This is a genomic window from Hydrogenophaga sp. YM1, assembly GCF_016903055.1.
Lineage (GTDB): Bacteria > Pseudomonadota > Gammaproteobacteria > Burkholderiales > Burkholderiaceae_C > Hydrogenophaga > Hydrogenophaga borbori.
Map to the genome: position 1 here is coordinate 1,393,195 of NZ_CP070223.1, position 24,892 is coordinate 1,418,086.

At 70.3% G+C, this 24,892-nt stretch carries 22 protein-coding genes; 12 read left to right on the forward strand and 10 right to left on the reverse strand.

The window, feature by feature from the left end; translation table 11 throughout:
* Positions 1–44 precede the first annotated feature (44 nt).
* From JNX00_RS06760 to JNX00_RS06770, 3 genes are read right to left on the reverse strand one after another with little or no spacing between them, the layout of a single operon-like run.
* Positions 45–839, reverse strand: coding sequence for a BPSS1780 family membrane protein (locus JNX00_RS06760; RefSeq protein WP_204744466.1), 795 nt, complete (start codon positions 837–839; stop codon positions 45–47).
* A complete protein-coding gene (locus JNX00_RS06765) occupies positions 836–1,834 on the reverse strand; it encodes a homoserine kinase (RefSeq protein ID WP_204744467.1) in 999 nt (332 codons plus the stop codon). The genes JNX00_RS06760 and JNX00_RS06765 overlap by 4 nt, the downstream gene beginning before the upstream one ends.
* Before the next feature lies 1 nt (position 1,835).
* Positions 1,836–2,162: a hypothetical protein gene (locus tag JNX00_RS06770; RefSeq protein ID WP_070398804.1), complete on the reverse strand. Its 327-nt coding sequence runs from the start codon at positions 2,160–2,162 to the stop codon at positions 1,836–1,838.
* 77 nt (positions 2,163–2,239) lie between these two features.
* On the opposite strand from JNX00_RS06770, the gene polA reads away from it, so the two are divergent.
* From polA to JNX00_RS06785, 3 genes are all read left to right on the forward strand, one after another.
* Positions 2,240–5,029 (forward strand): DNA polymerase I, encoded by a 2,790-nt coding sequence (polA, locus tag JNX00_RS06775; RefSeq protein WP_204744468.1) that lies wholly within the window; start codon positions 2,240–2,242, stop codon positions 5,027–5,029.
* A 171-nt stretch (positions 5,030–5,200) separates the two neighbouring features.
* Positions 5,201–6,100 (forward strand): dienelactone hydrolase family protein, encoded by a 900-nt coding sequence (locus tag JNX00_RS06780; RefSeq protein ID WP_204744469.1) that lies wholly within the window; start codon positions 5,201–5,203, stop codon positions 6,098–6,100.
* 140 nt (positions 6,101–6,240) lie between these two features.
* On the forward strand, positions 6,241–7,047 hold the full coding sequence (locus JNX00_RS06785) for a ZIP family metal transporter (protein ID WP_204744470.1): 807 nt from the start codon (positions 6,241–6,243) through the stop codon (positions 7,045–7,047).
* A 22-nt stretch (positions 7,048–7,069) separates the two neighbouring features.
* Here JNX00_RS06785 and JNX00_RS06790 read toward each other — a convergent pair whose 3' ends face one another.
* The 4 genes from JNX00_RS06790 to JNX00_RS06805 all read right to left on the reverse strand — a co-directional run bounded on the left by JNX00_RS06790 (position 7,070) and on the right by JNX00_RS06805 (position 12,721).
* Positions 7,070–9,667: a PAS domain S-box protein gene (locus JNX00_RS06790; RefSeq protein WP_204744471.1), complete on the reverse strand. Its 2,598-nt coding sequence runs from the start codon at positions 9,665–9,667 to the stop codon at positions 7,070–7,072.
* Positions 9,667–10,518: a sulfurtransferase gene (locus tag JNX00_RS06795; protein ID WP_070398799.1), complete on the reverse strand. Its 852-nt coding sequence runs from the start codon at positions 10,516–10,518 to the stop codon at positions 9,667–9,669. The genes JNX00_RS06790 and JNX00_RS06795 overlap by 1 nt, the downstream gene beginning before the upstream one ends.
* Before the next feature lie 45 nt (positions 10,519–10,563).
* Entirely contained in the window at positions 10,564–11,454 is an 891-nt protein-coding gene (locus JNX00_RS06800; protein ID WP_204744472.1) for a DMT family transporter, read from the reverse strand.
* A gap of 106 nt (positions 11,455–11,560) precedes the next feature.
* Positions 11,561–12,721 (reverse strand): aromatic ring-hydroxylating dioxygenase subunit alpha, encoded by a 1,161-nt coding sequence (locus JNX00_RS06805; protein WP_204744473.1) that lies wholly within the window; start codon positions 12,719–12,721, stop codon positions 11,561–11,563.
* 242 nt (positions 12,722–12,963) lie between these two features.
* Between JNX00_RS06805 and xseB the strand changes: the two genes are divergently transcribed.
* The 7 genes from xseB (at position 12,964) to dut (ending at position 20,403) form a co-directional block, all read left to right on the forward strand.
* Positions 12,964–13,215 (forward strand): exodeoxyribonuclease VII small subunit, encoded by a 252-nt coding sequence (gene xseB, locus JNX00_RS06810; protein ID WP_070398796.1) that lies wholly within the window; start codon positions 12,964–12,966, stop codon positions 13,213–13,215.
* Complete coding sequence (locus JNX00_RS06815) at positions 13,212–14,195, forward strand: polyprenyl synthetase family protein (protein WP_239478268.1); 984 nt, start codon at positions 13,212–13,214, stop codon at positions 14,193–14,195. Before xseB ends, JNX00_RS06815 begins: the two co-directional genes overlap by 4 nt.
* Before the next feature lie 33 nt (positions 14,196–14,228).
* Complete coding sequence (gene dxs / locus JNX00_RS06820) at positions 14,229–16,136, forward strand: 1-deoxy-D-xylulose-5-phosphate synthase (protein ID WP_204744474.1); 1,908 nt, start codon at positions 14,229–14,231, stop codon at positions 16,134–16,136.
* Between the two features lie 170 nt (positions 16,137–16,306).
* On the forward strand, positions 16,307–17,386 hold the full coding sequence (locus tag JNX00_RS06825; protein WP_204744475.1) for a TRAP transporter substrate-binding protein: 1,080 nt from the start codon (positions 16,307–16,309) through the stop codon (positions 17,384–17,386).
* Positions 17,387–17,535: 149 nt separating this feature from the next.
* On the forward strand, positions 17,536–18,132 hold the full coding sequence (locus tag JNX00_RS06830; RefSeq protein ID WP_070398792.1) for a TRAP transporter small permease subunit: 597 nt from the start codon (positions 17,536–17,538) through the stop codon (positions 18,130–18,132).
* A gap of 11 nt (positions 18,133–18,143) precedes the next feature.
* Positions 18,144–19,943, forward strand: coding sequence for a TRAP transporter large permease subunit (locus JNX00_RS06835; RefSeq protein ID WP_070399200.1), 1,800 nt, complete (start codon positions 18,144–18,146; stop codon positions 19,941–19,943).
* Positions 19,944–19,953: 10 nt separating this feature from the next.
* Positions 19,954–20,403 (forward strand): dUTP diphosphatase, encoded by a 450-nt coding sequence (gene dut, locus JNX00_RS06840; RefSeq protein ID WP_070398791.1) that lies wholly within the window; start codon positions 19,954–19,956, stop codon positions 20,401–20,403.
* Positions 20,404–20,517: 114 nt separating this feature from the next.
* On the opposite strand, the gene JNX00_RS06845 is transcribed toward dut, so the two are convergent.
* Entirely contained in the window at positions 20,518–21,057 is a 540-nt protein-coding gene (locus JNX00_RS06845) for a peptidylprolyl isomerase (protein ID WP_116958037.1), read from the reverse strand.
* Between the two features lie 38 nt (positions 21,058–21,095).
* Here JNX00_RS06845 and JNX00_RS06850 point away from each other — a divergent pair, with 38 nt between their 5' ends.
* Positions 21,096–22,244, forward strand: coding sequence for a cupin domain-containing protein (locus JNX00_RS06850; RefSeq protein ID WP_070398789.1), 1,149 nt, complete (start codon positions 21,096–21,098; stop codon positions 22,242–22,244).
* 13 nt (positions 22,245–22,257) lie between these two features.
* Positions 22,258–22,782, forward strand: a complete 525-nt coding sequence (locus tag JNX00_RS06855) for a hypothetical protein (protein WP_204744476.1) — start codon at positions 22,258–22,260, stop codon at positions 22,780–22,782.
* Between the two features lie 28 nt (positions 22,783–22,810).
* Here the strand turns inward: JNX00_RS06855 and bamC are convergent, their stop codons facing one another.
* Positions 22,811–23,905, reverse strand: coding sequence for an outer membrane protein assembly factor BamC (gene bamC / locus JNX00_RS06860; protein ID WP_204744477.1), 1,095 nt, complete (start codon positions 23,903–23,905; stop codon positions 22,811–22,813).
* 55 nt (positions 23,906–23,960) lie between these two features.
* The gene (dapA, locus tag JNX00_RS06865) at positions 23,961–24,848 is read right to left on the reverse strand and encodes a 4-hydroxy-tetrahydrodipicolinate synthase (RefSeq protein WP_070398786.1); all 888 of its coding nucleotides are present in this window, start codon (positions 24,846–24,848) and stop codon (positions 23,961–23,963) included.
* Between the last annotated feature and the right edge of the window lie 44 nt (positions 24,849–24,892).

The window sequence follows — 24,892 nt, forward strand, 5'->3', positions numbered from 1 at the left end:
GTTGGCCGGTGCGGGCTTTTCTTTTGGGGCGCCCGCGGCGGGGCTCAGGCCGAGGGGGAAGCGTCCGGCTCGGGCGCGTCGAAAGCGAAGCTGTCGCGCACCGTGAACCACAGCGAGGTGTGGAACATTGAGGCCATGAACAGCACGATGGGGTAGACCACCACCTGCATCACCTCGGGCCCTCCGACGATGGAGCCCAGCATGCCCAGGAGCAGGCCGGTGAGCATGAAGACCACCGTCCAGCCGGCGACGAAGAGCAGCATCGCGCCCCTGTTGCTCCAGCAGGCCACCAGGCTGAAGAACAGGCTCTTGGCCGGCGGCACGCCGTGCCAGAACACCAGCGCCGGCGCGTGCCAGAAGGCCATCAGCACGGGCAGGTAGGCCAGCAGGGCCGCCCACAGGCCGGGGCGGCCGACGGCGGCGCCCACCATTTCGGGCGTGACCTCGGCGCTGCCCTCGGGCAAGGGGGTGGGGGCACCGTCCGTGAACAGCGCGCCGACGCCCATCACCAGGAACAGCGCCACCGCATACATGGCGCCCAGCAGCAGCATGCCGCGCCGGCGCTCGGTGCCGCCCCGAAAGGCCGTGAGCAGCAGCGAAGGCATGGGGAAGCGGCCTTGCTCGGCCTCGCGCGTGGCGGCCATCAGGCCCAGCGTGGCCGCAGGCACCAGCGCCGCCGCCACCGCCGTGCCCAGGATGGGCACGATGGACAGCACCGAGACCAGGGCCATGAACATGAAGAACAGGCCCGACATCGCCAGCGGCTGGCGCAGGAAGGTGCGCATGCCGAGCTTGACCCACAACCAGCCCAGGCTGGCCTTGTTGACCTGGAGCTTCATGCGGCCAAGGCCTCCGGCGCCGCGCTCGCCGCGGGCGCGTTCGGCAGGCGGGCGCGCAGCACGCGCTGGAAGTGGCCCGGGTCGTGCGCCTGCAGCATGGCGGCCTCGCGCGGCAGGTGCAGGTCCCACAGGCGCGACAGCCAGAAGCGCAGCGCGCCCGCGCGCTGCATGGCGGGCAGCAAGCGGCGCTCGGCCGGCGTCAGCGGACGCACGCTTTCGTAGGCCGAGAGGAAAGCCTGCTCCAGCGCGGGCTCGGGCTGGCCGTCGGTGTCGCCGCCGTGGCGCACGCACCAGTCGTTCAGGCACACGGCGATGTCGAACAGCCAGGTGTCCACGCCGGCGAAGTAGAAGTCGAAGACGCCGCTGACCGCGCCGTCCTCGAACATCGCGTTGTCGCGGAACAGGTCGGCGTGGATGGGGCCGCGCGGCAGGGCCAGGTAGGCGCTGCTCTGCGCCACATGGTTCTGGTAGGCCAGCTCGGACTGCAGCAGGGCGGCCTGGGCGCCGTCGATGAAGGGCAGCACCACGGGCACGGTCTCGTTCCACCAGGGCAGGCCGCGCAGGTTGGGCTGGCGGCGCTCGAAGTCGCGGCCGACCAGGTGCAGGCGGGCCAGCAGCGCGCCCACGGCGGCGCAGTGCGCGGCCGTGGGCGCCAGCTCGCTGGCGCCGCGCAGCTTGTCGACCACGGCGGCGGGCTTGCCCTGCACGCGATGCAGGATCTCGCCCTGGGCGTCGGCCGCCGGCTCGGGCACGGGGATACCGTGCGTGGCCAAGTGCTTCATCAGGTGCAGGTAGAACGGCAACTGCTCGGCGCTCAGGCGCTCGAACACGGTGAGCACGTGCTCGATCGTCTGGCCGTCGCGTTCGCTGGTGACGAAGTAGTTGGTGTTCTCGATGCCGCCCTGGATGCCGCGCAGCTCGGTGAGGGTGCCCAGGTTCAGTCGTTCGATGAGGGCGGCGGCTTCGGCGAACGGGACCTCGGTATAGACGGCCATGTCAGAAGTTGAAGAGGCGCCAGCTGCTGCGGCCGCTGTTGCCCGAGGGGCGGCCCGCGGTTTCGCCGGGGGTGTTGGCGGCGCCGCGCGGCTGGATTTCATAGGCCGGCGCGCCGTTCTTGGGCTGCACCTGGATGGACTGGGTCTGGCCGTCCACGCGCAGCTCGTCGATGCGGGTGAGCGCGTCCTCGTGGGTAATGCGCTCGATGCGGTCGCCCGGGGCGCGCTGCAGCGGCACGGACTCGGCCGGTGCGGGCTGCTGCGCCAGGGCCGGCGCGGCCAGCGCGGCGAGCAGGACCGCGCGCAGAAGGGAAGGGGTGGAGGCCATCCGCGCATTGTAGGCACCGGGGTGGTCCCGCGTGGCATGGGCCCGCCGCCGGCGCGGCCTTCCCCCACAATGTCGGGATGACCCAGGACGCCACCCGAACCCTGCTGCTGATCGACGGATCGAGCTACCTCTACCGCGCCTACCACGCCATGCCCGACCTGCGGGCCGTGCCTGGCGACCCGACGAGCCCCGCCACCGGGGCCATCCGGGGCATGATCAACATGGTGCAGAGCCTTCGCAAGGAAGTGCCCGCGCTGTTCGCCGCCTGTGTCTTCGACGCCTCGGGCCCGACCTTCCGCGACGCGATCTACGCCGAGTACAAGGCCCACCGCAGCCCCATGCCCGAGGACCTGCGCGCGCAGATCCCGCCCATCCACGAGGTGGTGCGCCTGCTGGGCTTTCCCGTGCTGGACGTGCCCGGCGTGGAGGCCGACGACGTGATAGGCACGCTGGCGCGCACGGCGGCCGAGCAGGGGTTCGACGTCATCGTCAGCAGCGGCGACAAGGACCTGGCCCAGCTCGTCAATGAACGCATCGCCATCATCGACACCATGAGCGGCAAGCGCCGCGACCTCGCGGGCGTGCAGGCCGAGTTCGGCGTGCCGGCGCACCTGATGGTCGACTACCAGACCCTGGTGGGTGACGCGGTGGACAACGTGCCGGGCGTGGACAAGGTGGGTCCCAAGACCGCCGCCAAGTGGCTGATGGAGTACGGCTCGCTGGACGCGCTGGTGGCGCGCGCTGGCGAGATCAAGGGCGTGGCCGGCGAGAACCTGCGCAAGGCCCTGGACTGGCTGCCCACGGGGCGCCAGTTGCTGACCATCAAGACCGACTGCGACCTGAACGGCTTCGTGCCCGGCCTGCCCGCGCTGGACGCGGTTCGCCTGGGCGAGCCCGACCACCAGGCCCTGCAGGCCTTCTACGACCAGTACGGCTTCAAGTCGCTCGCCGCCAAGGCGGCGGCGGGCCAGGAGGCGCCGGTGGCGCCGGGCTCGACCGCCGTGGCGCCCGGTGCCACCGAAGGCCTGTTCGATGACCCGCCCGCGTCCGGTGCAGCGCGCCCCGCGCTGAGGTACGACACCATCCTGAGCTGGGACCTGTTCGACACTTGGCTGGCGCGCCTGCAGGCGGCCGAGCTGACCGCCCTGGACACGGAAACCACTTCGCTGGACGAAATGGTGGCCGAGATCGTCGGCATCTCCTTCAGCGTGACGCCGGGCGAGGCGGCCTACATCCCGCTGCGCCACGCCGGCCCCGACGCGCCCGAGCAACTGCCCTTCGACGAGGTGCTCGCCCGGCTCAAGCCTTGGCTGGAGGACCCCATGCGGCCCAAGCTGGGCCAGCACGTCAAGTACGACCGCCACGTCTTCGCCAACCACGGCATCGAGGTGCGCGGCTACGAGCACGACACCATGCTGCAAAGCTACGTGCTGGAGGTGCACAAGCCGCACGGCCTGGAAAGCCTGGCCGAGCGCCACACCGGCCGCAAGGGCATCAGCTACGAGGACATCTGCGGCAAGGGCGCGCACCAGATTCCCTTCGCCCAGGTGGACGTGGCCAAGGCCGCCGAGTATTCCTGCGAGGACAGCGACCAGACCCTGGACGTGCACCGCGTGCTGTGGCCGCGCCTGCAGGCCGATGAGAAGCTGAGGTTCATCTACGAGCTGGAGATGGCCAGCAGCGAAACGCTGTACCGGGTGGAGCGCAACGGCGTGCTGATCGACGCGCCCACGCTGGCCGCGCAGAGCCACGAACTGGGCCAGCGCATCGTGGCGCTGGAGCAGGAGGCCTATGCCATCGCCGGCCAGCCCTTCAACCTGGGCAGCCCCAAGCAGCTCGGCGAGATCTTCTTCGACAAGCTGGGCCTGCCCGTCATCAAGAAGACCGCCACCGGCGCGCGCAGCACCGACGAGGAGGTGCTGGAAAAGCTCGCCGAGGACTACCCGCTGCCGGCCAAGATCCTGGAGCACCGCGGCCTGTCCAAGCTCAAGGGCACCTACACCGACAAGCTGGCGCAGATGGCCAACCCGCGTACGGGCCGCGTGCACACGCACTACGCGCAGGCCGTGGCCGTGACGGGGCGCCTGTCCAGCAACGACCCGAACCTGCAGAACATCCCCATTCGCACGCCCGAGGGCCGGCGCGTGCGCGAGGCCTTCGTGGCGCCGCCGGGCAGCGTGATCGCCAGCGCCGACTACTCGCAGATCGAGCTGCGCATCATGGCCCACATCAGCGAGGACGCGGCCCTGCTGCGCGCCTTCCAGGAAGGCCAGGACGTGCACCGCGCCACCGCGGCCGAGGTGTTCGGCGTGGAACTGGAGCAGGTCAGCAGCGAGCAGCGCCGCTACGCCAAGGTGATCAACTTCGGCCTCATCTACGGCATGAGCGCCTTCGGCCTGGCCAAGGCCCTGGGCATCGACAACACGGCGGCGAAGAACTACATCCAGCGCTACTTCGAGCGCTTCGAGGGCGTCAAGCGCTACATGGAGCAGACGGTGGCCTCCGCACAGAAGAAGGGCTACGTGGAAACCGCCTTCGGGCGCCGCCTGTACCTGCCGGAAATCAACGGCGGCAACGGCCCGCGCAAGAAGGCGGCCGAGCGGCAGGCCATCAACGCGCCCATGCAGGGCACCGCGGCCGACCTCATCAAGATGAGCATGGTGGCCGTGCAGGCCGCGCTGGACGACCAGGAGCGCCGCACCAAGATGATCATGCAGGTGCACGACGAACTGGTGTTCGAGGTGCCCGCGGACGAGGTCGATTGGGTGCGCAGCGAAGTGCCGCGCCTGATGGCCGGCGTGGCCGAGCTGCGGGTGCCGCTGCTGGCCGAGATCGGCGTCGGCCCCAACTGGGACAAGGCGCATTGACCACGAATCCCCCCGCCGCGCTTCGCGCGCCCCCCAGGGGGCAACACCATTGGCCTGGCACAGCCGGTTCCGCGGTGTTTCTGGGTTGCGCTGCGTCGGGCCCGATTGACCAGAACTTCAGGCCCGCCAACGAGTCAGCTTGACTTTCCACCACCCGTCAGGAGACGACCCATGCTCGAACAAGACATGACCCGCGACGCCGAAGCCCTGCTGGGCGGCCGTGCCGATCAAGCGGGCCCCACCCGCCGCACCGCCCTCAAGGCCGCCCTGGGCGCGGGCTATGCCGCCGCCGCCGCGCCGCTGATGGCCCAGACGGCGATTCGCACCCCGTCCGACGGTTTGACCGTGGGCGAGGTGATGATCGATGTGGCCGGCTTCAAGATGCCGGCCTACCGCGCCGCGCCGGCCGGCAAGACCGGCCTGCCCGTGGTGCTGGTGCTGTCGGAGATCTTCGGCGTGCACGAGTACATCGCCGACACCGCGCGCCGCTTCGCCAAGGCGGGCTATCTGGCCATCGCGCCCGAGCTGTTCGTGCGCCAGGGCGACGCCCAGGGTTACGGCGAAATGGCCAAGCTCATCGCCGAAGTGATCAGCCAGGTGCCCGACGCCCAGGTGATGGGCGACCTGGACGCCACCGTGAAGTGGGCGGCCGCCAACGGCGGCGACACCCGCAAGCTGGGCATCACCGGCTTTTGCTGGGGCGGGCGCCAGGTCTGGCTGTACAGCGCGCACAACCCGGCGGTGAAGGCGGGCGTGGCCTGGTATGGGCGCCTGGTGGGGCAGCAAAACGCGCTCACCCCGAAGAACCCGGTGGACGTGGCCGGCCAGCTGCACGGCCCGGTGCTGGGGCTCTACGGCGCGGCCGACACCGGCATCCCGCTTGACACGGTTGATAAGATGAAATCGGCCTTGGCGGGCGGCAGCGCGGCGGCCAAGGCATCGACCTTCGTGGTGTACCCGGACGCACCGCACGCCTTCCACGCCGACTACCGGCCGAGCTTCCGCAAGGAGCCGGCCGAGGACGGCTGGAAGCGTGCCCTGGCCTGGTTCAAGCAGCACGGCGTGGCCTGAAACGAGACACCTCGCCGCGCTTCGCGCGACCCCCTCAAGGGGGCGACACCCGCGGCCCGGCCCAGCCGGTTCCGCGGTGTCACTCGGTTCGACCGCCCGTGCTCCGCAGGTCTTGTTCTACCGAGTAACTGAAGACTGATATGACCTTGTTGGCCATTCTTATCGGAACGGTCGCGGCCGGTGTCGGCAGCGTGTGGATCGCGGCGCTGCTGGGCTACGCCATGCTGGCGCGCTTCACGCAGCACATGCTCAGCCTGGCGGCCGGCGCGCTGCTGGCCACGGCCTTCATGCACCTGCTGCCCGAAGCCTTCGAGAGCGCGGCCGGCGCGCACGAGCTGTTCGCGCTGCTGCTGGGCGGCCTGGTGTTCTTCTTCCTGCTCGACAAGGCCGAACTCTGGCACCACGGCCACGAGCATGGCCATGAACACGGCCAGGAGGCCGGGGTCGGGCACGCCCACCACCACCACGGGCACCACCACCACGAGGAGCGGCGCGCCGGCGGCTGGGCCGTGCTGCTGGGCGACAGCGTGCACGCCTTCGGCGATGGCATCCTGATCGCCTCGGCCTTCGTGGCCGACCTGCGGCTGGGCGTGGTGGCGGCCCTGGCGGTGCTGGCGCATGAGGTGCCGCACCACATGGGCGACCTGGTGGTGCTGCGCCAGACCTCGCGCTCGCCGCGCGCGGCCCTGCTCAAGGTGTCGATGGCGGGCACGGTCACGGCCCTGGGCGGCCTGGTGGGCTACGCGCTGCTGGCCTCGCTGGACGACTGGCTGCCGTACTTCCTGGTGGCGGCGTCCAGCAGCTTCGTCTACGTGGCGCTGGCCGACCTGATTCCGCAGCTGCAGAAGCGGCTGAGCCTGCGCGAGACGGTGGCGCAGATTGCCTGGCTGGCGGTGGGCATCGGCATGGTCACGCTGGTGAGCGGCCTGGCGCACGGCGGGCACTGAGCGCGCCGGGCCGGGCGCCCGCTCACAGTTTCTGTGACTCGCTCTCGCTCCAGCGTGGCGGGTTGCCGAAGCAGAAGCGGAAGGTGGCGCCCTGGCCGACGGCGCCTTCGGCCGAGAGCCGGCCGTCGTGCCGCTCGATGATGCGGCGCACCGTGGCCAGGCCGATGCCGGTGCCCTCGAACTCGCTGGGCCGGTGCAGGCGCTGGAAGGGTTTGAAGAGCTGGTCGACGTACTTCATGTCGAAGCCCACGCCGTTGTCGCGCACGAAGAAGCTGGGCGTGCCGTCCTCGGCAACGCCGTCCAGGCCGAACTCGATGTGGGCCTCCTCGCGGTCGCGCGTGTACTTCAGCGCGTTGCCGATGAGGTTTTCCAGCACGATGCGGGCCAGGCGCGGGTCGCAGTCGGCCTCCAGGTCTTGCGCCAGCTCGGCGCGCACGCGGCGCTGCGGCGCGCGCGCCAGTTCGTGGTCGAGCACGCTGCGCGCGAGCTCGCTCAGGTCGATCGGGCTGCGCTGCAGCACACCCTGGCTCACGCGCGCCAGCGCCAGCAGGTCGTTGATGATGGCGCCCATGCGCTGCGAGGACTGCAGCACGCGGTCGAACAGCTGCTGCGTGTCCTCGTCGAGCTTGCCGTCGAGCTGCTCCTGCATGAGGCGCGTGAAGCCGTCGATGGCGCGCAGCGGCGATTTGAGGTCGTGCGAGACGGAGTAGGCGAAGGCGTCGAGTTCGGCGTTGAGCTTCTGCAGCTCGGCCGTGCGCTCGCGCACGCGCTGCTCCAGTGTTTCGTTCAGGCTCACGATCTCGCGCTCGCGGCGCAGGCGCAGCAGCTCGGCGTTGGCGCGGCTGGCGAAGATGGAGATGAGGGCCTGGACGTCGGCCTTCACCGTCACCGGCGTGCGCCACATGGCGATCAGCATGCCCGTGGCCTGGCCATCGGCGTCGCGCAGCGCCTGGCCCAGGTAGGCCTGGAAGCCCTGGGCGCGCAGCTGCGGCGCGTTGGGGTAGTTCTCGGCCAGTTGGGCGGTGCAGGTCATCAGGCCGGTCTGGCGCAGGGTGTCGGCGCAGGGCGTGCCGGCCACGTTGAAGCGGAAGTTGCGTGCGGCGCGGCCGTCGCGCCACACGCCCAGGGTCTGCAGCTCGCCGTCGTCGGTGGTCTCGGCCAGGGCCACGAGGTTGGCGCCGATGGCGTTGCTCAGGGTTTCCGCCAGCGCGCCGAAGAAGGCCTCGCCGGTCTCGGCGGCCACGCCCTTGGCCACTTCGAGCAGCAGGGCCTCGCGGCGCTTCTCTTCGCTGACGTTGACGCTGGAGGACAGGATGCAGGGCTCGCCGTCGATGTCGACGATCTCGGCCCAGACGCGCGAGTCGACCAGCGTGCCGTCCTTGTGCCGCATCTGCGTGTCGTAGCCGTCCACGTGGCCATCGCGGCGCAGGCGCTCGATGAAGCGCTCGCGGTCCTCGGGCGTGAGCCAGGCACCGACCTCGACCGAGGTGCGCCCCAGCAACTCCTCGGGTTCCAGGCCCTGCGCCTTGTCCTTGGCGCGGTTCACTTCCAGGAAGCGGCCGTCGGACAGGCGCGTGATGGTGAGGTTGAGCGGCGCGAAGTGGAAGGCCTTGGAGAACAGCGCCTCGGAGCGCTGCAGGCGGCGGATGAGCTCTTCGCGGCCGGTCATGTCGCTCACCGTGGTGATGATGAGCCGGTCCTCGTCGTCGTTGCCCATCTCGCTGGAGACCATGGCGTCGAACTCGCTGCCGTCGGCGCGGCGGCCGCGGGCGCGGTGCTGGGCGATGTGGCGCTCGGCGATCAGGCGCTCCATGTAGCGCTCGCGCTCCATGGGGTCGGCCCAGAGGAAGGTGTCCTGGCGGCCCAGTACCTGGCTGCGCCGGTGGCCGTAGCAGCGCTCGAAGGCGGGGTTGACGTCGAGGATGGCGCCCGTGCGCGCGGACTGCGCGATCATGGGGCTCGGGCTGGAGCGGAAGATGCGCGTGAAGCGTTCCAGGCTGCGGTCGCGCTCCTGCTCGGTCTGGTGGCGCCGCTCGAGCTCGTGCCGCAGGCGCTGCAGCGCGCGGTGGCTGACGGCGCGGCCGTGCATGACGACCAGGCCCACGACCACCAGGGTGGTGGCCTGCGTGAGCCACACGCGCAGGTTCATCGAGAAGTTGGGCGTGTGCGCGAAGCCGCCCTGGGCTTCGATCCAGCCCAGCAGGCCCAGCAGCGCGGCCGTGACCACCACCGAGGCCAGCAGCGCGCGCCGTCCGAGGAAGATGCCCGCCCCGACCACCGCGGCCACGAACAGGAAGTTGACCGCCGTGCGCACCGAGCCATAGACGACCACCGAGAACGTGGCGGTGGTCAGCACGCCCAGGATGACCAGCGCGGCCACCGGTTCCGGCGAGAGCCGGCGCGTGCGCAGCGCCAGCCAGCAGGCCCAGGCCACGGCCGACAGGGCGCCGGCGAGGGAGGCCTCGCTCTGCTCGGGGGGCGACAGCAGCAGGTCCATCGCGGCGATACCCAGCGCCGCGATGCCGACCACCATGCAGACCCACAGCAGGGTCTTGCGCAGGTCGGCCGCGTCGGGCGTTTCGGCCCGCGCCGATACGCCGACCGAGTCAGGCCCTTGCATCAGCCTCTCGCACGCGGCGTTCCCTCGGTGTTGCACCAGGCGCTCCAGCTGCCCGGGTACAGGGTGGTGGTGCCCAGGCCGGCGACGGCCATGGCCAGCAGATTGGGCACGGCGCTCACGCCGCTGCCGCACTGGTGCACCACGCCGGCGGGGTCGCGGCCGCCGAGCAGGGCGTCGAATTCGCGGCGCAGCTGGTCGGCGGGCTTGAGGCGGCCATCGGCCTGCAGGTTCTCGCCGAAGGGGCGGTTGAGTGCGCCCGGCACATGGCCCGCCACCGGGTCCAGTGGCTCGACCTCGCCGCGAAAGCGCGCGCCCGCGCGCGCGTCGATGACGGTGGTGTCGGCCCGGCCCAGGCGGGCCTGCAGGCCCGCCGTGTCCACCGTGGGCGCCAGCGAAGGCCCCAGGCGAAAGTCGCCCGCCGGACGGGCCTGCGCCGGGCCGCTGTCCAACGCGCCGCCGGCGGCTTTCCAGGCGGCCAGGCCGCCATCGAGCACGGCCACGGCCTCGTGGCCGCACCAGCGCAGCATCCACCACAGCCGGCCGCAGTAGTTGAGGCCCTGGCGGTCCATGGCCACCACTTGCACGCCCGGGTTCAGGCCCAGTTCGGCCAGCCGGGCCGCGAAGCGCTCGCGGCTGGGCAGGGGGTGGCGGCCCTCGCTGGCCGGGCGGCCCTTGTCGCTGAGGTCGCGGTCCAGGTCCACGTAGATCGCGCCGGGCAGGTGCTCGGCCTCGAACTGCGCGCGGCCCGCGGCCGGGTTCATCAGGTCGAAGCTGCAGTCCATCACCAGCACGGGGGCGCCGGTGTCGAGCAGGGCCCGCAGCTCGCGGACTTGTATCAACAAGTTAAGCATGCGCACATTGTGATGCAGATCGCATGCGTTTCCCTTGGCCCGGGGCTAGGGTTCTTCCGCAGGCACGGGCGGCACGGTGCGCGAGCGCAGCACGGTGGCCGCGATGCCGCTGACGATGATCAGCGCCATGCCGACCCAGCCGATCAGCGGCAGGCGGTCGCCGAACACGGTGATGCCGAACAGCGCCGCGAACACGATGCCCGAGTACTGCAGGTTGGCGACCACCATGGTGGCGCCTTGCGCGTAGGCGCGCGTCAGGCACAGCTGCCCGAACACCGCGAGCAGGCCGATGGGCAGCAGCCACAGCGCGCCGGGCCAGTGCCAGGGGGTGGCGCCGACGAACATCATGCCGAGGAGTCCCGCCAGCGCCGAGCCGAGCGAAAAGTAGAAGACCGTGCGGCTCTCCGGCTCGCCCACCTTGGACAGCGCGGCCACCTGCAGGTAGGCCAGGGCGGCGAACACGCCCGACAGCAGGCCCACCAGGCCGGCGAAGGCCTGGTCATGGTGGAAGCTGGGCCGCAGCATGAGGCCCACGCCCACGAAGCCCGCGATCACCGTGAAGAACAGCGGCGCCTGTTCGCGCACCGGCGAGCCGCGCGCCTGCGTGAGCACCGCGCCGCCAAGCAGGAAGGTGGCGATCCACACGCTGCTCATGTAATTGAGCGTCATGGCCGTGGCCAGCGGCAGCAGGGCGATGGCGTAGAACCAGGCCGTGAGCGAGATGGTGCCGACCAGGCTGCGCCAGGCGTGCATCATGGGCACGCGGGTGGCCAGCGACACGCCCTGCCAGCGCGTCAGGCCCCACAGGAAGGCCATGCCCACGAGGCCGCGGTAGAACACGGTCTCGAAGCTGTTGAAGTGCGCGGCGGCGAACTTGATGCACACGCCCATGCTCGCGAAGAAGAGGGATGCGAGCAGCATCCAGAGCGCCTGCATGCGTCAGCCCCCACGCTCCGCCGCTGTGCGGCTCGCTGCCCCCCGAGGGGGTGCGTTTCGCCTTGGGGCGGCCCGGCGGCGAAACCTGTTCGCGTAGATGCGCATATCAGCCGGCGAAGGCCGTGCCCATCTTCTCGCGGTACCACTCGTGGAAGTGCTGCATGCCGTCTTCCATGGGGCTCTGGTAGGGGCCGACCTCGTTGTCGCCGCGCGCCAGCAGGGCCTTGCGGCCCGCGTCCATGCGCTCGGCGATCTCGTCGTCCTCGATGCAGGTCTCCATGTAGGCCGCGCGCTGCGCCTCGACGAACTCGCGCTCGAAGGCGGCGATTTCCTCGGGGTAGTAGAACTCCACCATGTTGAGCGTCTTGTCCACGCCGATAGGGTGCAACGTGGAGACGGTCAGCACGTGCGGGTACCACTCCACCATGATGTGCGGGTAGTAGGTGAGCCAGATCGCGCCGTGCTCGGGCAGCTGGCCCTGGCGGTAGTTCATCAGCACGTCGTGCCAGCGCTGGTAGGTGGGGCTGCCAGCTTGGCCGAGCAGGTTCTGCGCGCCCACCGTCTGCACCGAGTATTCGCGCCGGAACTCCCAGCGCAGGTCCTCGCAGGTGACGAAGTTGCCCAGGCCCGGATGGAAGGGCCCCACGTGGTAGTCCTCGAGGTAGACCTCGATGAAGGTCTTCCAGTTGTAGTTGCACTCGTGCAGTTCGACGTGGTCGAGCACCATGCCCTCGAAGCTCAGCGTCTCGCGCGGGCCCATGCCGGCCAGGTCGGCCTCGATGTCGCGGCCGTTGTCCTCGAACAGCAGGCCGTTCCACTCGCGCAGCCGGTAGTTGTTGAGGTTCAGGCAGGGGTCGTGCGCGAAATGCGGCGCGCCCAGCAGCTGGCCGGCGGGGCCGGCGCCGGCGGGCGTGTGGGTGCCGCTGTAGGTCCAGCGGTGCAGGGGGCAGACGATGTTGCCGCCCGCGTGGCCGGGCTGGTGGCCCTGCAGGTTGCCGCGGCCCTTGAGCATGATGGCCTGGCGGTGGCGGCAGACGTTGGAGATCAGCTCGACGCCCGAGGGTGTGCGCACCAGTGCGCGGCCTCCGCCCTCTTGCGGCAGGGCGTGGTAGTCGCCGATGTTCGGAACGGAGAGAGCGTGCCCCACGTAGCGGGGCCCGCGCTGAAAGATCGTCTCCAGCTCGCGCTGGAACAGCGCCTGGTCGAAGTAACTCGACACCGGGAATTGGCTTTTGGCCTGCTGAAGTTGAAGACTCAAATCAGACATGCTTGTCCTGACCTAAAGACTCCCCCTATGAAGGGGCAGGGAAGCGCTGTGCTCGTCAGACGAATTCGCGCGGGATGGGTGTGGGTGCGTCCCTCCGGGCCCGCAGGGCCCGTCGTTTCGGAAAAAAAGAGCGCGGATTGTACCCCTGGGGTGCATCGGGCGTGGGGCGGCGGAAATGCCCCCTCGCTAAAATGGCCGCTTTGTCTCGAATGCCCCCCAGGGGTTTCTTTCCCACGAGGCCCATGACGCCACCGCCCGCCCGCAAGGCCCCCGCCGAGACACCGCCCGTGGCCCCCAGCTACGAGGCCGCGCTGCAGGAACTCGAGCAACTCGTTGCCCAGCTCGACGCCGGCCAGCTGCCCCTTGACCAACTGCTCTCGCGTTACCAGCGCGGCGCCGAGCTGCTGGCCTTCTGCCGCGACCGTCTGCAGGCGGTGGAGCAGCAGATCCAGGTGTTCGAGGCCGGGCAGAGCAAGCCCTGGGAGGCCGAATGAACGGGGCCCCCCACGCTCCCTCGCTGCGCGAGTCGCGGCCCCCCCAGGGGGCTGAGCCGTCTTGGGGCGGCCCGGCGGCGGCTCGCGCGGTGCTGGACCAGACCTTCGTGCAGTGGCGCAGCGCGCAGCAGGCCGCGGTGGAGCAGGCGCTGTCGGGCTGGGTGCCCCTGGACGCCCCTGCCGGCCTGGGCGAGGCCATGCGCTACGCGGTGCTCGACGGCGGCAAGCGCCTGCGCCCGCTGCTGGTGCTGGCCACCTGCGAGGCCGTGGGCGGCCAGGCCGACGCCGCGATGCGCGCGGCCTGCGCGGTGGAACTCATCCACGCCTACTCCCTGGTGCACGACGACATGCCCTGCATGGACAACGACGTGCTGCGCCGGGGCAAGCCCACGGTGCACGTGAAGTTCGGCGAGGCCCAGGCCCTGCTCGCGGGCGATGCCCTGCAGGCCCTGGCCTTCGAGCTGCTGGTGCCCGGCGACGGCAGCCTGGGCGACGCCATGAGCGCGCGCCTGTGCCGCCTGCTGGCGCTGGCCGCCGGGGCCGACGGCATGGCCGGCGGCCAGGCGGTGGACCTGGCCAGCGTGGGCATCGCCCTGGACCAGCGCCAGCTGGAGGCCATGCACCGGCGCAAGACCGGCGCCTTGCTGCAGGCCAGCGTCACCATGGGCGCGGCCACCGGCGCCGTGGCGCGCGACACCCTGGCCGCACTCGCCGACTACGGCGCCTGCGTCGGCCTGGCCTTCCAGGTGGTGGACGACATCCTCGACGTCACCGCCGATTCGGCCACGCTGGGCAAGACCGCGGGCAAGGACGCCGCGGCCGACAAGCCCACCTTCGTGTCGCTCATGGGGCTGGGGCCGGCCCAGGCCTATGCCGACAATGTGCTGGCGCGCGCCCACGCCGCGCTGGACCGCAGCGGCCTCGAGCGGCCTGGCACGCTGCATGCCCTGGCCGACTGGGTGGCCCACCGCGCCAGCTGAGGCCCGAGAACCGTCCGTGAACGACGACGCTCCATGAACGCACCGATCACCGCCTTGCTCGACACCATCTCATCGCCGGCGCAGCTGCGCCAGCTCACGCGCCCGCAGCTCAAGCCGCTGGCGGACGAGCTGCGGCAGTTCCTGCTCAACAGCGTGGCGCGCACCGGCGGGCACCTGAGCTCCAACCTCGGCACGGTCGAGCTCACCATCGCGCTGCACTACGTCTTCAACACACCCGAGGACCGGCTGGTGTGGGACGTGGGCCACCAGACCTACCCGCACAAGATCCTCACCGGCCGGCGCGACCGCATGGACACGCTGCGCCAGCTCGGCGGCATCAGCGGCTTCCCGCGCCGCGACGAGAGCGAGTACGACACCTTCGGCACCGCCCACTCGTCCACCAGCATCTCGGCCGCGCTGGGCATGGCCCTGGCGGCCAAGGCCAAGGGCGAGGACCGCCGCGCGGTGGCCATCATCGGCGACGGCGCCATGACCGCCGGCATGGCCTTCGAGGCACTGAACAACGCCGGCGTGGCCGACGGCAAGCTGTTGGTCGTGCTCAACGACAACGACATGTCGATCTCGCCGCCCGTGGGCGCGCTCAACCGCTACCTCGCGCAGCTCATGAGCGGGCAGTTCTACGCCGCCGCCAAGCACGTGGGCAAGCAGGTGCTCAAGGGAGCGCCGCCGCTGTTCGAGCTGGCCAAGCGGTTCGAGCAGCAGGCCAAGGGCATGGTGGTGCCGGCCACGCTGTTCGAGAAATTCGGCTTCAACTACATCGGCCCCATCGACGGCCACGACCTCGACTCGCTGATCCCCACGCTGGAGAACATCCGCCAGCTCATGGACGCCCACGAGGGCCCGCAGTTCCTGCACGTGGTCACCAAGAAGGGCCAGGGCTACAAGCTCGCCGAGGCCGATCCGGTGGCCTACCACGGCCCCGGCAAGTTCGACCCCGCCGTGGGCCTGACCAAGCCCGCCACGCCGCCCAAGACCACCTTCACGCAGGTCTTCGGCCAGTGGCTGTGCGACATGGCCGCGGCCGATTCGCGCCTGGTCGGCATCACGCCGGCCATGCGCGAGGGCTCGGGCATGGTCGAGTTCCAGCGCCGCTTCCCCGACCGTTACTTCGACGTCGGCATCGCCGAGCAACACGCCGTGACCTTCGCGGCCGGCCTGGCCTGCGAAGGCCTCAAGCCGGTGGTGGCCATCTACTCCACCTTCCTGCAGCGCGCCTACGACCAGCTCATCCACGACGTGGCGCTGCAGAACCTGCCGGTCGTCTTCGCGCTCGACCGCGCGGGCCTGGTGGGCGCCGACGGTGCCACGCACGCGGGCGCCTACGACATTGCCTACCTGCGCTGCATTCCCCAGGTGTCGGTGGCCTGCCCGGCCGACGAGGCCGAGTGCCGCCAGCTGCTGTCCACCGCTTTCGCGCAGAACCATCCGGTGGCCGTGCGCTACCCGCGCGGCGCGGGCGTGGGCGCGGCCCAGCCCGAGGGCCTGGACGGCCTGCCTTTCGGCAAGGGCGAGCTTCGCCGCAAGGGCCGCCGCGTGGCCATCCTGGCCTTCGGCACGCTGCTCTACCCGGCGCTCGGCGCGGCCGAGCGGCTGGGCGCCACGGTGGCGAACATGCGCTGGGCCAAGCCGCTCGACACCGGCCTGCTGCGCGAGATCGCGCGCACGCACGAGGCCATCGTCACGGTGGAAGAGGGCAGCGTCATGGGCGGCGCCGGCAGCGCCGTGATGGAGGCGCTGCAGGCCGAGGGCCTGGCGCTGCCGGTGCTGGCGCTGGGCCTGCCCGACAGCTTCATCGAACACGGCGATCCGGCCAAGCTGCTGTCCCTGCAGGGCCTGGACGCCGCCGGCATCGAGCGCAGCGTGCGCGAGCGCTTCGGCGCGCTTCTGGACGGTGCGTCGGGCCTGAAGGTCGTGGCCTGACCCAGGCCGGACTCAGCCTGACGCCAGGCTGAACGCTTCCCCCCGGACAAGCCCTCGCTTCGAGGGAAAACCCCCGAGGTGAGCGCGGGGCCGATTTCTAGAATTCCGTGGCCCTCTGGGGCGCCCGCACGCAGTGGCGGGCCGACATAACCACCACGGAGTTGAAACACATGGACCGTCGTTCTCTTATCCGGCATGCCGGAGTCGCCGGCGTGCTCGCCGCCGGCATCGCGCCTGCGGTGCACGCCCAGGCCACCATCCGCTGGCGCCTGACATCCAGCTTTCCCAAGGCACTGGACACCATCCACGGCGCCGCCGACGTCTTCGCCACCAGCATCAAGGCGATGTCGGGCGGCAAGTTCGAGGTCAGCGTGCACGCGCCGGGCGAACTGGTGCCGGCGCTCGGCGTCGTCGACGCGGTGCAGGCCGGCACGGTGGAGATGGGCCACACGGCGCCCTACTACTTCTTCGGCAAGGACCCGACCTTCGCCATGGCCACCGCCATTCCTTTCGGCCTGAACAGCCGCCAGCTCACGGCCTGGATGTACGACGGCAACGGCCTCAAGCTGTTCCGCGAGTTCTACGACCAGTACAACATCGTCAACTTCCCCGGCGGCAACACCGGCGCGCAAATGGGCGGCTGGTACCGCAAGGAAATCAAGACCGCGGCCGACATCAAGGGCCTGAAGATGCGCATCGGCGGCTTCGCCGGCCAGGTGCTCACGCGCATGGGCGGCGTGCCGCAGAACATCCCCGGCGGCGAGATCTACCAGGCGCTGGAGAAGGGCACCATCGACGCCACCGAATGGGTGGGCCCGTACGACGACGAGAAGCTGGGCTTCCAGAAGGTTGCCAAGAACTACTACTACCCGGGCTGGTGGGAAGGTGGCGCGCAGCTCGAGTTCTACGTCAACAAGGCCGCCTACAACGGCCTGTCGACCGAGCACAAGGCCATGGTCGAGAACGCGGCCTCGCACGCCCACACGGTGATGCAGGCCCGCTACGACGCGCGCAACCCCGCGGCCCTCAAGCGCTTGGTGGCCGGCGGCGCGAAGGTGCTGGCCTTTCCCAAGCCGATCATGGACCTGGCCTTCAAAGAGTCCATGGGCCTGTACGAGGAGCTCAACGCCTCCAACCCCCACTGGAAGAAGATCTACGCCGACTATTCGAACTTCCGCCGGGACCAGAACCTGTGGTTCCGCTTCACCGAGGCCCAGTTCGACCGCTACATGCAATCGGCTAAGCTCTGAGCCTCGCCGGCCCCCGGGCCGGCACCCCGCCACGGCGGGGTTTTTTTCTCGGGCCTTCGTGGCCCCTGTCCCGCGGGTGACACGCCCGCGGGGCGCCCCGGCCATGCGGTCACCCCCGCGCGGCCCACGCCCATACCCATGGGGTTCACATGCAAGCCTTACTTTCGATCTCTCGACTCATCGACGCCATCAACGACCGCATCGGCCGCCTGATGATGTGGTTCGTTCTCGCGGCCACGCTCATCAGCGCGGTCAACGCCATCGTCCGCAAGGTGTTCGGCACCAGCTCCAACGCCTGGCTGGAGGTGCAGTGGTACCTGTTCGCCGCGGTGTTCCTGCTGGGCGGCGGCTACGCCTTCCTGCGCAACGCGCACGTGCGTATCGACTTCCTGTCGTCCAAGTTCAGCGCGCGCCAACGCAACTGGGTGGACATCGCCGGCATCGTCATCTTCCTCGCGCCCCTGTGCCTGCTCATGATGTACGAAGGCTGGCCCGTGTTCGCGCGTGCCTGGGCGTCGGGCGAGATGTCGTCCAACGCCGGCGGCCTCATCCGCTGGCCGGTGTACCTGCTGATTCCGCTGGGTTTTGCCATCCTGCTGTTGCAGGGCTGCTCCGAGATCGTCAAGCGCGCGGCGTTTCTGAGCGGCCAAGGCCCCGACGTGCTGGCCCACAAGGAGCCCGAAGAGGCCGATTTCCTGGTGCGAGAAATGTCCGAGGCCGACACCGCCTCCCATAAGAAGGCTTGAGCGAGCGGGCCATGGTCGAATTCCTTACCCACAACTTCGTGCCCTTGCTGTTCGGCGGCCTGCTGGCCTTCCTGCTGTCGGGCTTCCCGGTTGCCTTCGCCCTCGCGGCCACTGGCCTGTTCTTCGGCTACGTCGGCATGGAGATTGGGCTCTTTCCGCCCGGCCTGTTCCAGGCCCTGCCGCTGCGCGTGTTCGGGATCATGCAGAACGAGACGCTGCTGGCCATCCCGTTCTTCACACTCATGGGCATCATCCTGGAGCGCAGCCGCATGGCCGAGGCGCTGCTGTCGACCGTGGCCCAGGTGTTCGGCCCGGTGCGCGGTGGCCTGGCCGTGGCGGTGATTCTCGTGGGCGCGCTGCTCGCAGCCACCACCGGCGTGGTCGCCGCCGCCGTGATCTCCATGGGCCTGATCTCGCTGCCCATCATGCTGCGCTACGGCTACAACCGCACCATCGCCATGGGCACCATCACGGCCTCGGGCACCTTGGCGCAGGCCATCCCGCCCTCGCTGGTGCTGATCGTGCTGGCCGACCAGATGGGCCGCTCGGTGGGCGACATGTATGCCGGCGCGTTGGTCCCGGGTCTGATGCTCGTGGGCCTGTACCTGCTGTTCATCGCCGTGGTGGCCATCGTGCTGCCCAAGTGGGTGCCGGCGCTGCCCAAGGAAGCGCGCATCTACTCGGAGCCCAGCGGCGCCTCGGGCCACCGCTCGCTGCTGGTGCTGCTGGTGATCTGCGCGGTGGCCGGCTGGTTCTGGGCCCGCAACCACGAGGCCATCATCAATCCCCTGATCGGTCGCCAGATGGCGCCCGGTGGCGACGAGGTGGTGATCATGTCCATCAGCGTCGCGTCGGTGCTGGCGCTGGTGCTGGCGCTGCTCAACCGCCTGTTCCGCCTGGGCCTGCTCTCGCGCCTGGCCGAGCAGGTGACCTTTGTGCTGATCCCGCCGCTGGTGCTGATCTTCCTCGTGCTGGGCACCATCTTCCTGGGCGTGGCCACGCCCACCGAGGGCGGCGCCATGGGCGCGCTGGGCGCGCTCATCATGGCCGCGGGCCGGCGAACGCTGAGCCTCAAGCTGCTGCGCGAGGCGCTGGAGAGCACCACCAAGCTGTCCATCTTCGTGCTGTTCATCCTGATCGGCTCCACGGTGTTCAGCTTCACATTCAACGCGGCCGACGGCCACATCTGGGTCGAGCACCTGTTCGACAAGCTGCCCGGCGGGCAGATGGGCTTCCTGATCGTCGTGAACTTCCTGGTGTTCGTGCTGGGCATGTTCATCGACTTCTTCGAGATCGCCTTCATCGTGGTGCCGCTGCTGGTGCCCGTGGCCCAGAGCCTGGACATCAACCTGATCTGGTTCGGCGTGATCCTGGCGATGAACATGCAGACCTCCTTCCTCACGCCGCCCTTCGGCTTCGCGCTGTTCTACCTGCGCAGCGTGGCCGCGCGGCAGGACTACACCGACAAGGTCACCGGCCAGCTGATCCCGGCCGTCACCACGGCGCAGATCTACAAGGGCTCGATCGCCTTCATCGTCCTTCAACTGATCATGGTCGCGGTGGTCATGCTCAACCCGGGCATCGTGGTCGGCAGCCTGGGCGCGCCCGTCAAGGTGGACAACCAGGCCGTGCAGGAGCTGCTGCGCGACATGGCGCCACCGTCCGAGGACAGCGGCTACGGCACGGAGGAAGAGACGCCGTCGGCAGAGCCGTCCGCCGACGGGCTCAAGCCCGAGCCCGAAGAAGCGGCGCCGGCGGAGGTCGACCCGAACAAGGCGCTGGAAGACGCGCTGAAACCCAAAGGCAACTGAGGCCGAGCGCATGCAGATCGACGTCAAGATCCTCGACCCGCGCATGGCGGGCCAGCTGCCGGCCTACGCCACACCGGGCAGCGCCGGGCTGGACCTGCGCGCCTGCCTGGACGCCCCGCTGCACCTGGCGCCCAACGCCTGGCAGCTGGTGCCCACGGGCCTGGCCATCCACCTGGCCGACCCGGGCTACGCGGCGCTGATCCTGCCGCGCTCGGGCCTGGGCCACAAACACGGCATCGTGCTGGGCAACCTGGTCGGCCTGATCGACAGCGACTACCAGGGCCAGCTCATGGTGAGCGCCTGGAACCGCAGCGACGTGGCCTTCACCATCGAGCCCATGGAGCGCCTGGCGCAGATGGTCATCGTGCCCGTGGTGCAGGCGCGCTTCAACGTGGTCGACGACTTCGCGGCCGAGAGCGCGCGCGGGGCGGGCGGCTACGGCTCGACAGGACGAGGCTGAAAAACCTCCGCCGCACCAGCCACACCACCAAGAGGCGCCGCGGAACCGGCTTTGCCGGGCCGCAGGCGCCGCCCCCTTGAGGAGGTGCGCGAAGCGCGGCGGCGGTGTTTCTTGTCAGTGCAGGGTGGGCGGGACCGGCGGCGACTGCGCCGGGTCCGTCACGTCCAGCTGGGTGCGGAAGAAGCCCGCGCCCAGCGTGCCCTGGCCGATCTCTTCCTCCGTGGCCTCGCGCACCGCGTGCAGCTTGAGGTGGATGCGGATGGCGATGCCCGCGAGCGGGTGGTTGCCGTCGAGCACCACGTGGTCGGGGTAGATGTCGCTCACGAAGAAGAGGCGGTCGCGTGGCGCGGCGGGGTTGCAACCGGGCGGCAGGCCCTCGAAGCCCATGCCCTCTTCCAGTTGCTCGGGGAAGCGGTCGCGCGGCTCCAGGAACAGCAGCTGGTCGTCGTAGTCGCCGAAGGCGTCGAGCGGCTCCAGGTGCAGGTCCAGCGTGTCGCCGGCCACGTGGCCCTGCAGGGCCTCTTCGATCTTGCCGAGCAGGTCGTTGCCGCCGACGAGGAATTCGACCGGCTCCTCCAGCACGTCGAGTTCCTCGCCCAGCGTGTCCTTCAGGGTCCAGGAGAGCGCCACGACGCACTGGGGCGTCACGGCCATCGGGGAAGCGGCGTCGGATTTCATCGGACAATTCTCCCATGAGCCCCAACACCGGCCCGAGGCCCGCCCCCCTGTCCGACGAACCGCTGGCCTTGCTCGGCGGCCTCAGCCCCGAGCGCTTCATGCGCCGCCACTGGCAGAAGAAGCCCTTGCTGATCCGCCAGGCCATCCCCGGCTTCCAGCCGCCGCTGGCGCGCGCCGCCCTGTTCGAGTTGGCCGGGCGGGAGGGTGTCGAGTCGCGGCTCGTCGAGCACGCCCGCGCCGGCTGGGGCTTGCGCCACGGCCCGTTCGCGCGGCGTGCGCTGCCGCCGCAGAACCGGCCGCGCTGGACGCTGCTGGTGCAGGGCGTGGACCTGCACAGCGACGCCGCGCACGCGCTGCTGCAGCGCTTCCGCTTCGTGCCCGACGCGCGGCTGGACGACCTCATGGTGTCCTGGGCCAGCGAGGGCGGCGGCGTGGGCCCGCATTTCGACAGCTACGACGTCTTCCTCTTGCAGGCCACGGGCCGGCGGCGCTGGCGCATCGGCCGCCAGAAGGACCTGAGCCTGCGGCCCGGCGTGCCGCTCAAGATCCTCCAGCACTTCGAGCCCGAAGAAGAGTTCGTGCTGGAGCCCGGCGACATGCTCTACCTGCCCCCGCGCTGGGCGCACGACGGCGAGGCCGTGGGCGGTGATTGCATGACCTGCTCGATCGGCTTTCGCGCGCCGCAGCGCGGCGGTCTGGCCGGCGAACTGCTGCAGCGCATGGCCGATGCCCTGGAGGACGACACCCTCTACCGCGACCCGGCGCAGGCCGCCACCGCGCAGCCCGCCCGGCTGCCCGAGGGCCTGCAGGCCTTCGCGGCCGACGCGCTGCAGCGCCTGCTGGGCGAGCGCGATGCGCTGGCGCTGGCCCTGGGCGAGGTGATGACCGAGCCCAAGCCCCACACCTGGTTCGACGAGCCCGCCGGCGCCTGGACGCCCGGCGCCTTGCGGCTGGATCGGCGCACGCGCATGATGTACGACGACCGCCACGTGTTCATCAATGGGGAAGGCCTGCGCGCCGGTGGCGCCGACGCGCGCCTCATGCGCCGCCTGGCCGACCAGCGACGCTTGAGCGCGGGCGATACCCGGAGCGCGAGCGCCGAGGCCCTGGCCGTGCTGGCCGACTGGTTCGCGGCCGGCTGGCTGCACCACGAACCCGAGTGAGCGAGGGAGGCCCATGCCCGACACCGAAGCCCGCGACAGCCCCGCGCCCGATCCGGTGGAACTGCCCGAGGGCCGCTTGGTCGGCCGCGTGGCCTTCGCCGACGCGGTGCGCCAGGCCATTGGCGTGGCGGCCTCGCAGGCCTGGCCGATGCTCTGGCTGGTGGACGATGACTTCGCCGACTGGCCGCTCGGGGAGCGCTCGGTCATCGCGGGGCTGAACGCCTGGGCCCAGCGGGGGCGCCGCATGCGCCTGCTGGCGCGCGACTTCAGCGCCTTGCGCACGCTGCACCCGCGCTTCACGGCCTGGCGCACCACCTGGTCCCACCTGATCGAGGCCCACGCCGTGCCCCAGGCCTCGCCGCACGAACTGCCCGGCGTGTTCTGGACCGCGGACTGGACGCTGGAACGACTGGACCCGGTGCGCTGCAGCCTGGTGGCCAGCCGCGCGCCCGAGCGCCGTGTGGCGCTGCACGAGCGCCTGGACGAGTGGTGGATGAAGGGGCGGCCGGCCTTCGCGCCGACCACCTTGGGCCTGTAAGGCCGCGCGCGACGCGCGGCGGGGGTGTTTACAGATCCGCGGCGAGCAGCTGAACGATGCGCTGCGCGTTCGCCGACGCGTCGGGCTGGCCCTGCGCGTCGAGCACCGACACCGTGGTCAGCTCGGCCTCGCTCTTGACGACGATGCGGTAGCGCTGCGGCGTGGGCTGCTTGTCGTCGGCGCCGAACATGCGGGCGAAGAAGCCGGGCTTCTCACCCGGCTTGGCCGGTTCCACGTAGCGAACGAAGTAGGTGCCTTCGCTGCGGTTGCGGTCTTCCACCGTGAAGCCGCTGCGGTCCAGCGACAGGCCCACGCGGCGCCAGGCGCGGTCGAAGTTGTCGTCGAATTGCAGCGCGGGCCGGTTGTTCACCGTGGTCACGCGCGCGGCCTGTGACTTCGCGGGCGCGGTGGCGGCCACGGCCTGGGCCTGGGTCTCGCTCACGCCGAGCTTGACCATCAGGCGGCGCAGGAACTCGGCTTCGAGCTCCGGGTCGGCCGGGCGGGGCTGCCACGCGGTCTGGTTCTCGCGCTGGTTGGTGTAGACCTCGACCATGCCGCGGTGGGTGATGTAGATCTCGGTGCCACCGCTGGCGCTGCGCTCCAGGCGGGTGCGGAACTTGTCGTACTCGCCGGTGGAATAGAGGCTGTCGAACAGGCGGCCGATGGTGCGCCGGATGATGTCCTGCGGCAGCTTGGCGCGGTTCTCGGCCCAGTCGGTTTCCATGATGCCCAGGGTTTCCTGGTCGGTTTCGAGCAGGAAGCCGTTCTCCTGCCAGAAGTCGCGGATGGGCCCCCACAGCTGGCCGGCCGGGCGGTTGACCACCAGCCAGCGCTGCGAACCGGCGCGTTCGATGCGCACGTCGCCCACCTCCACGGTGGCGGTGCCGCTGCCCTGCGCGGCGGCGGCATTGGCCTGGCCGGCCTGGAAGCCGCTGGCCGTGACGGCCGAGCCCGGCACCACGTAGCGCGACTCGCGGCTGAGCTGCGTCAGGTCGGGCGGCACGTCCAGCCGTTTGCCTTCCTGCGCGGTCTTGTAGTCGATCTTGTCCTCTTTGAGGATGGAACAACCCGTGGCGAGCAGCGCGGCGCACGCGATCAGGCCCAGGCGATGGAGTTGGCTCACGGTGCGGACGGCGGACGAAGGCATGGAAGGGCGGGGCATCGGTGGATGGGGGGAATCAGCTCAGCAGGCCGGACTCGCGCAGCGCGGCTTCGACCTGCGGCACGTATTGGCGCGACATGGGCGTGAGCGGCAGGCGCATGGTCTCGCCGCACAGGCCCAGGCGGGCCATGGCCCACTTGAGCGGAATGGGGTTGGATTCGCAGAAGAGCTGCTTGTGCAGGGGCAGCAGGCGCTTCTGGATGGCCATGGCCTGCTTCGCGTCGCCCGCGACGGCGGCCACGCAGAGCTCGTGCATGGCGCGCGGCGCGATGTTGGCGGTGACGCTCACGTTGCCGTGGCCGCCGCAGAGCATGAGGGCGACGGCGGTGGGGTCGTCGCCCGAGTAGATGGCGAAGTTCGCCGGCGCCTCGCGGATGAGCCACTGGGCACGCTCGATGTTGCCGGTGGCTTCCTTGATGCCGACGATGCCCTTGACCTGGCTCAGGCGCAGCACGGTGTCGAGCTGCATGTCGGCCACGGTGCGGCCGGGCACGTTGTAGAGCACGATGGGCAGGTCGCCCGTGGCCTCGGCGATGGCCTTGAAATGCTGGAACTGGCCTTCCTGCGTGGGCTTGTTGTAGTAAGGCACCACCTGCAGCTGGCAGTCGGCCCCCACGCCGCGCGCGAACTTGGCGAGGTTGATGGCCTCGGCCGTGGAGTTGGCGCCGCAGCCGGCCATGATGGGCACGCGCTTGTTGGCCTGCTCCACCGCGACGCGGATGATTTCGCAGTGCTCTTCCACCGTGACCGTGGGCGATTCGCCCGTGGTGCCGACCACGCCGATGCAGTCGGTGCCTTCGGCGATGTGCCAGTCGACCAGCTTGCGAAGGCCGGGGTAGTCGACGCTGCCGTCGGGGTTGAACGGGGTGGCCAGGGCCACGATGCTGCCGGTGATCATTTGCATGGCGGATCGGTGTGTCAGCGCGGCCGGGCGCGCGCTGGACGCCC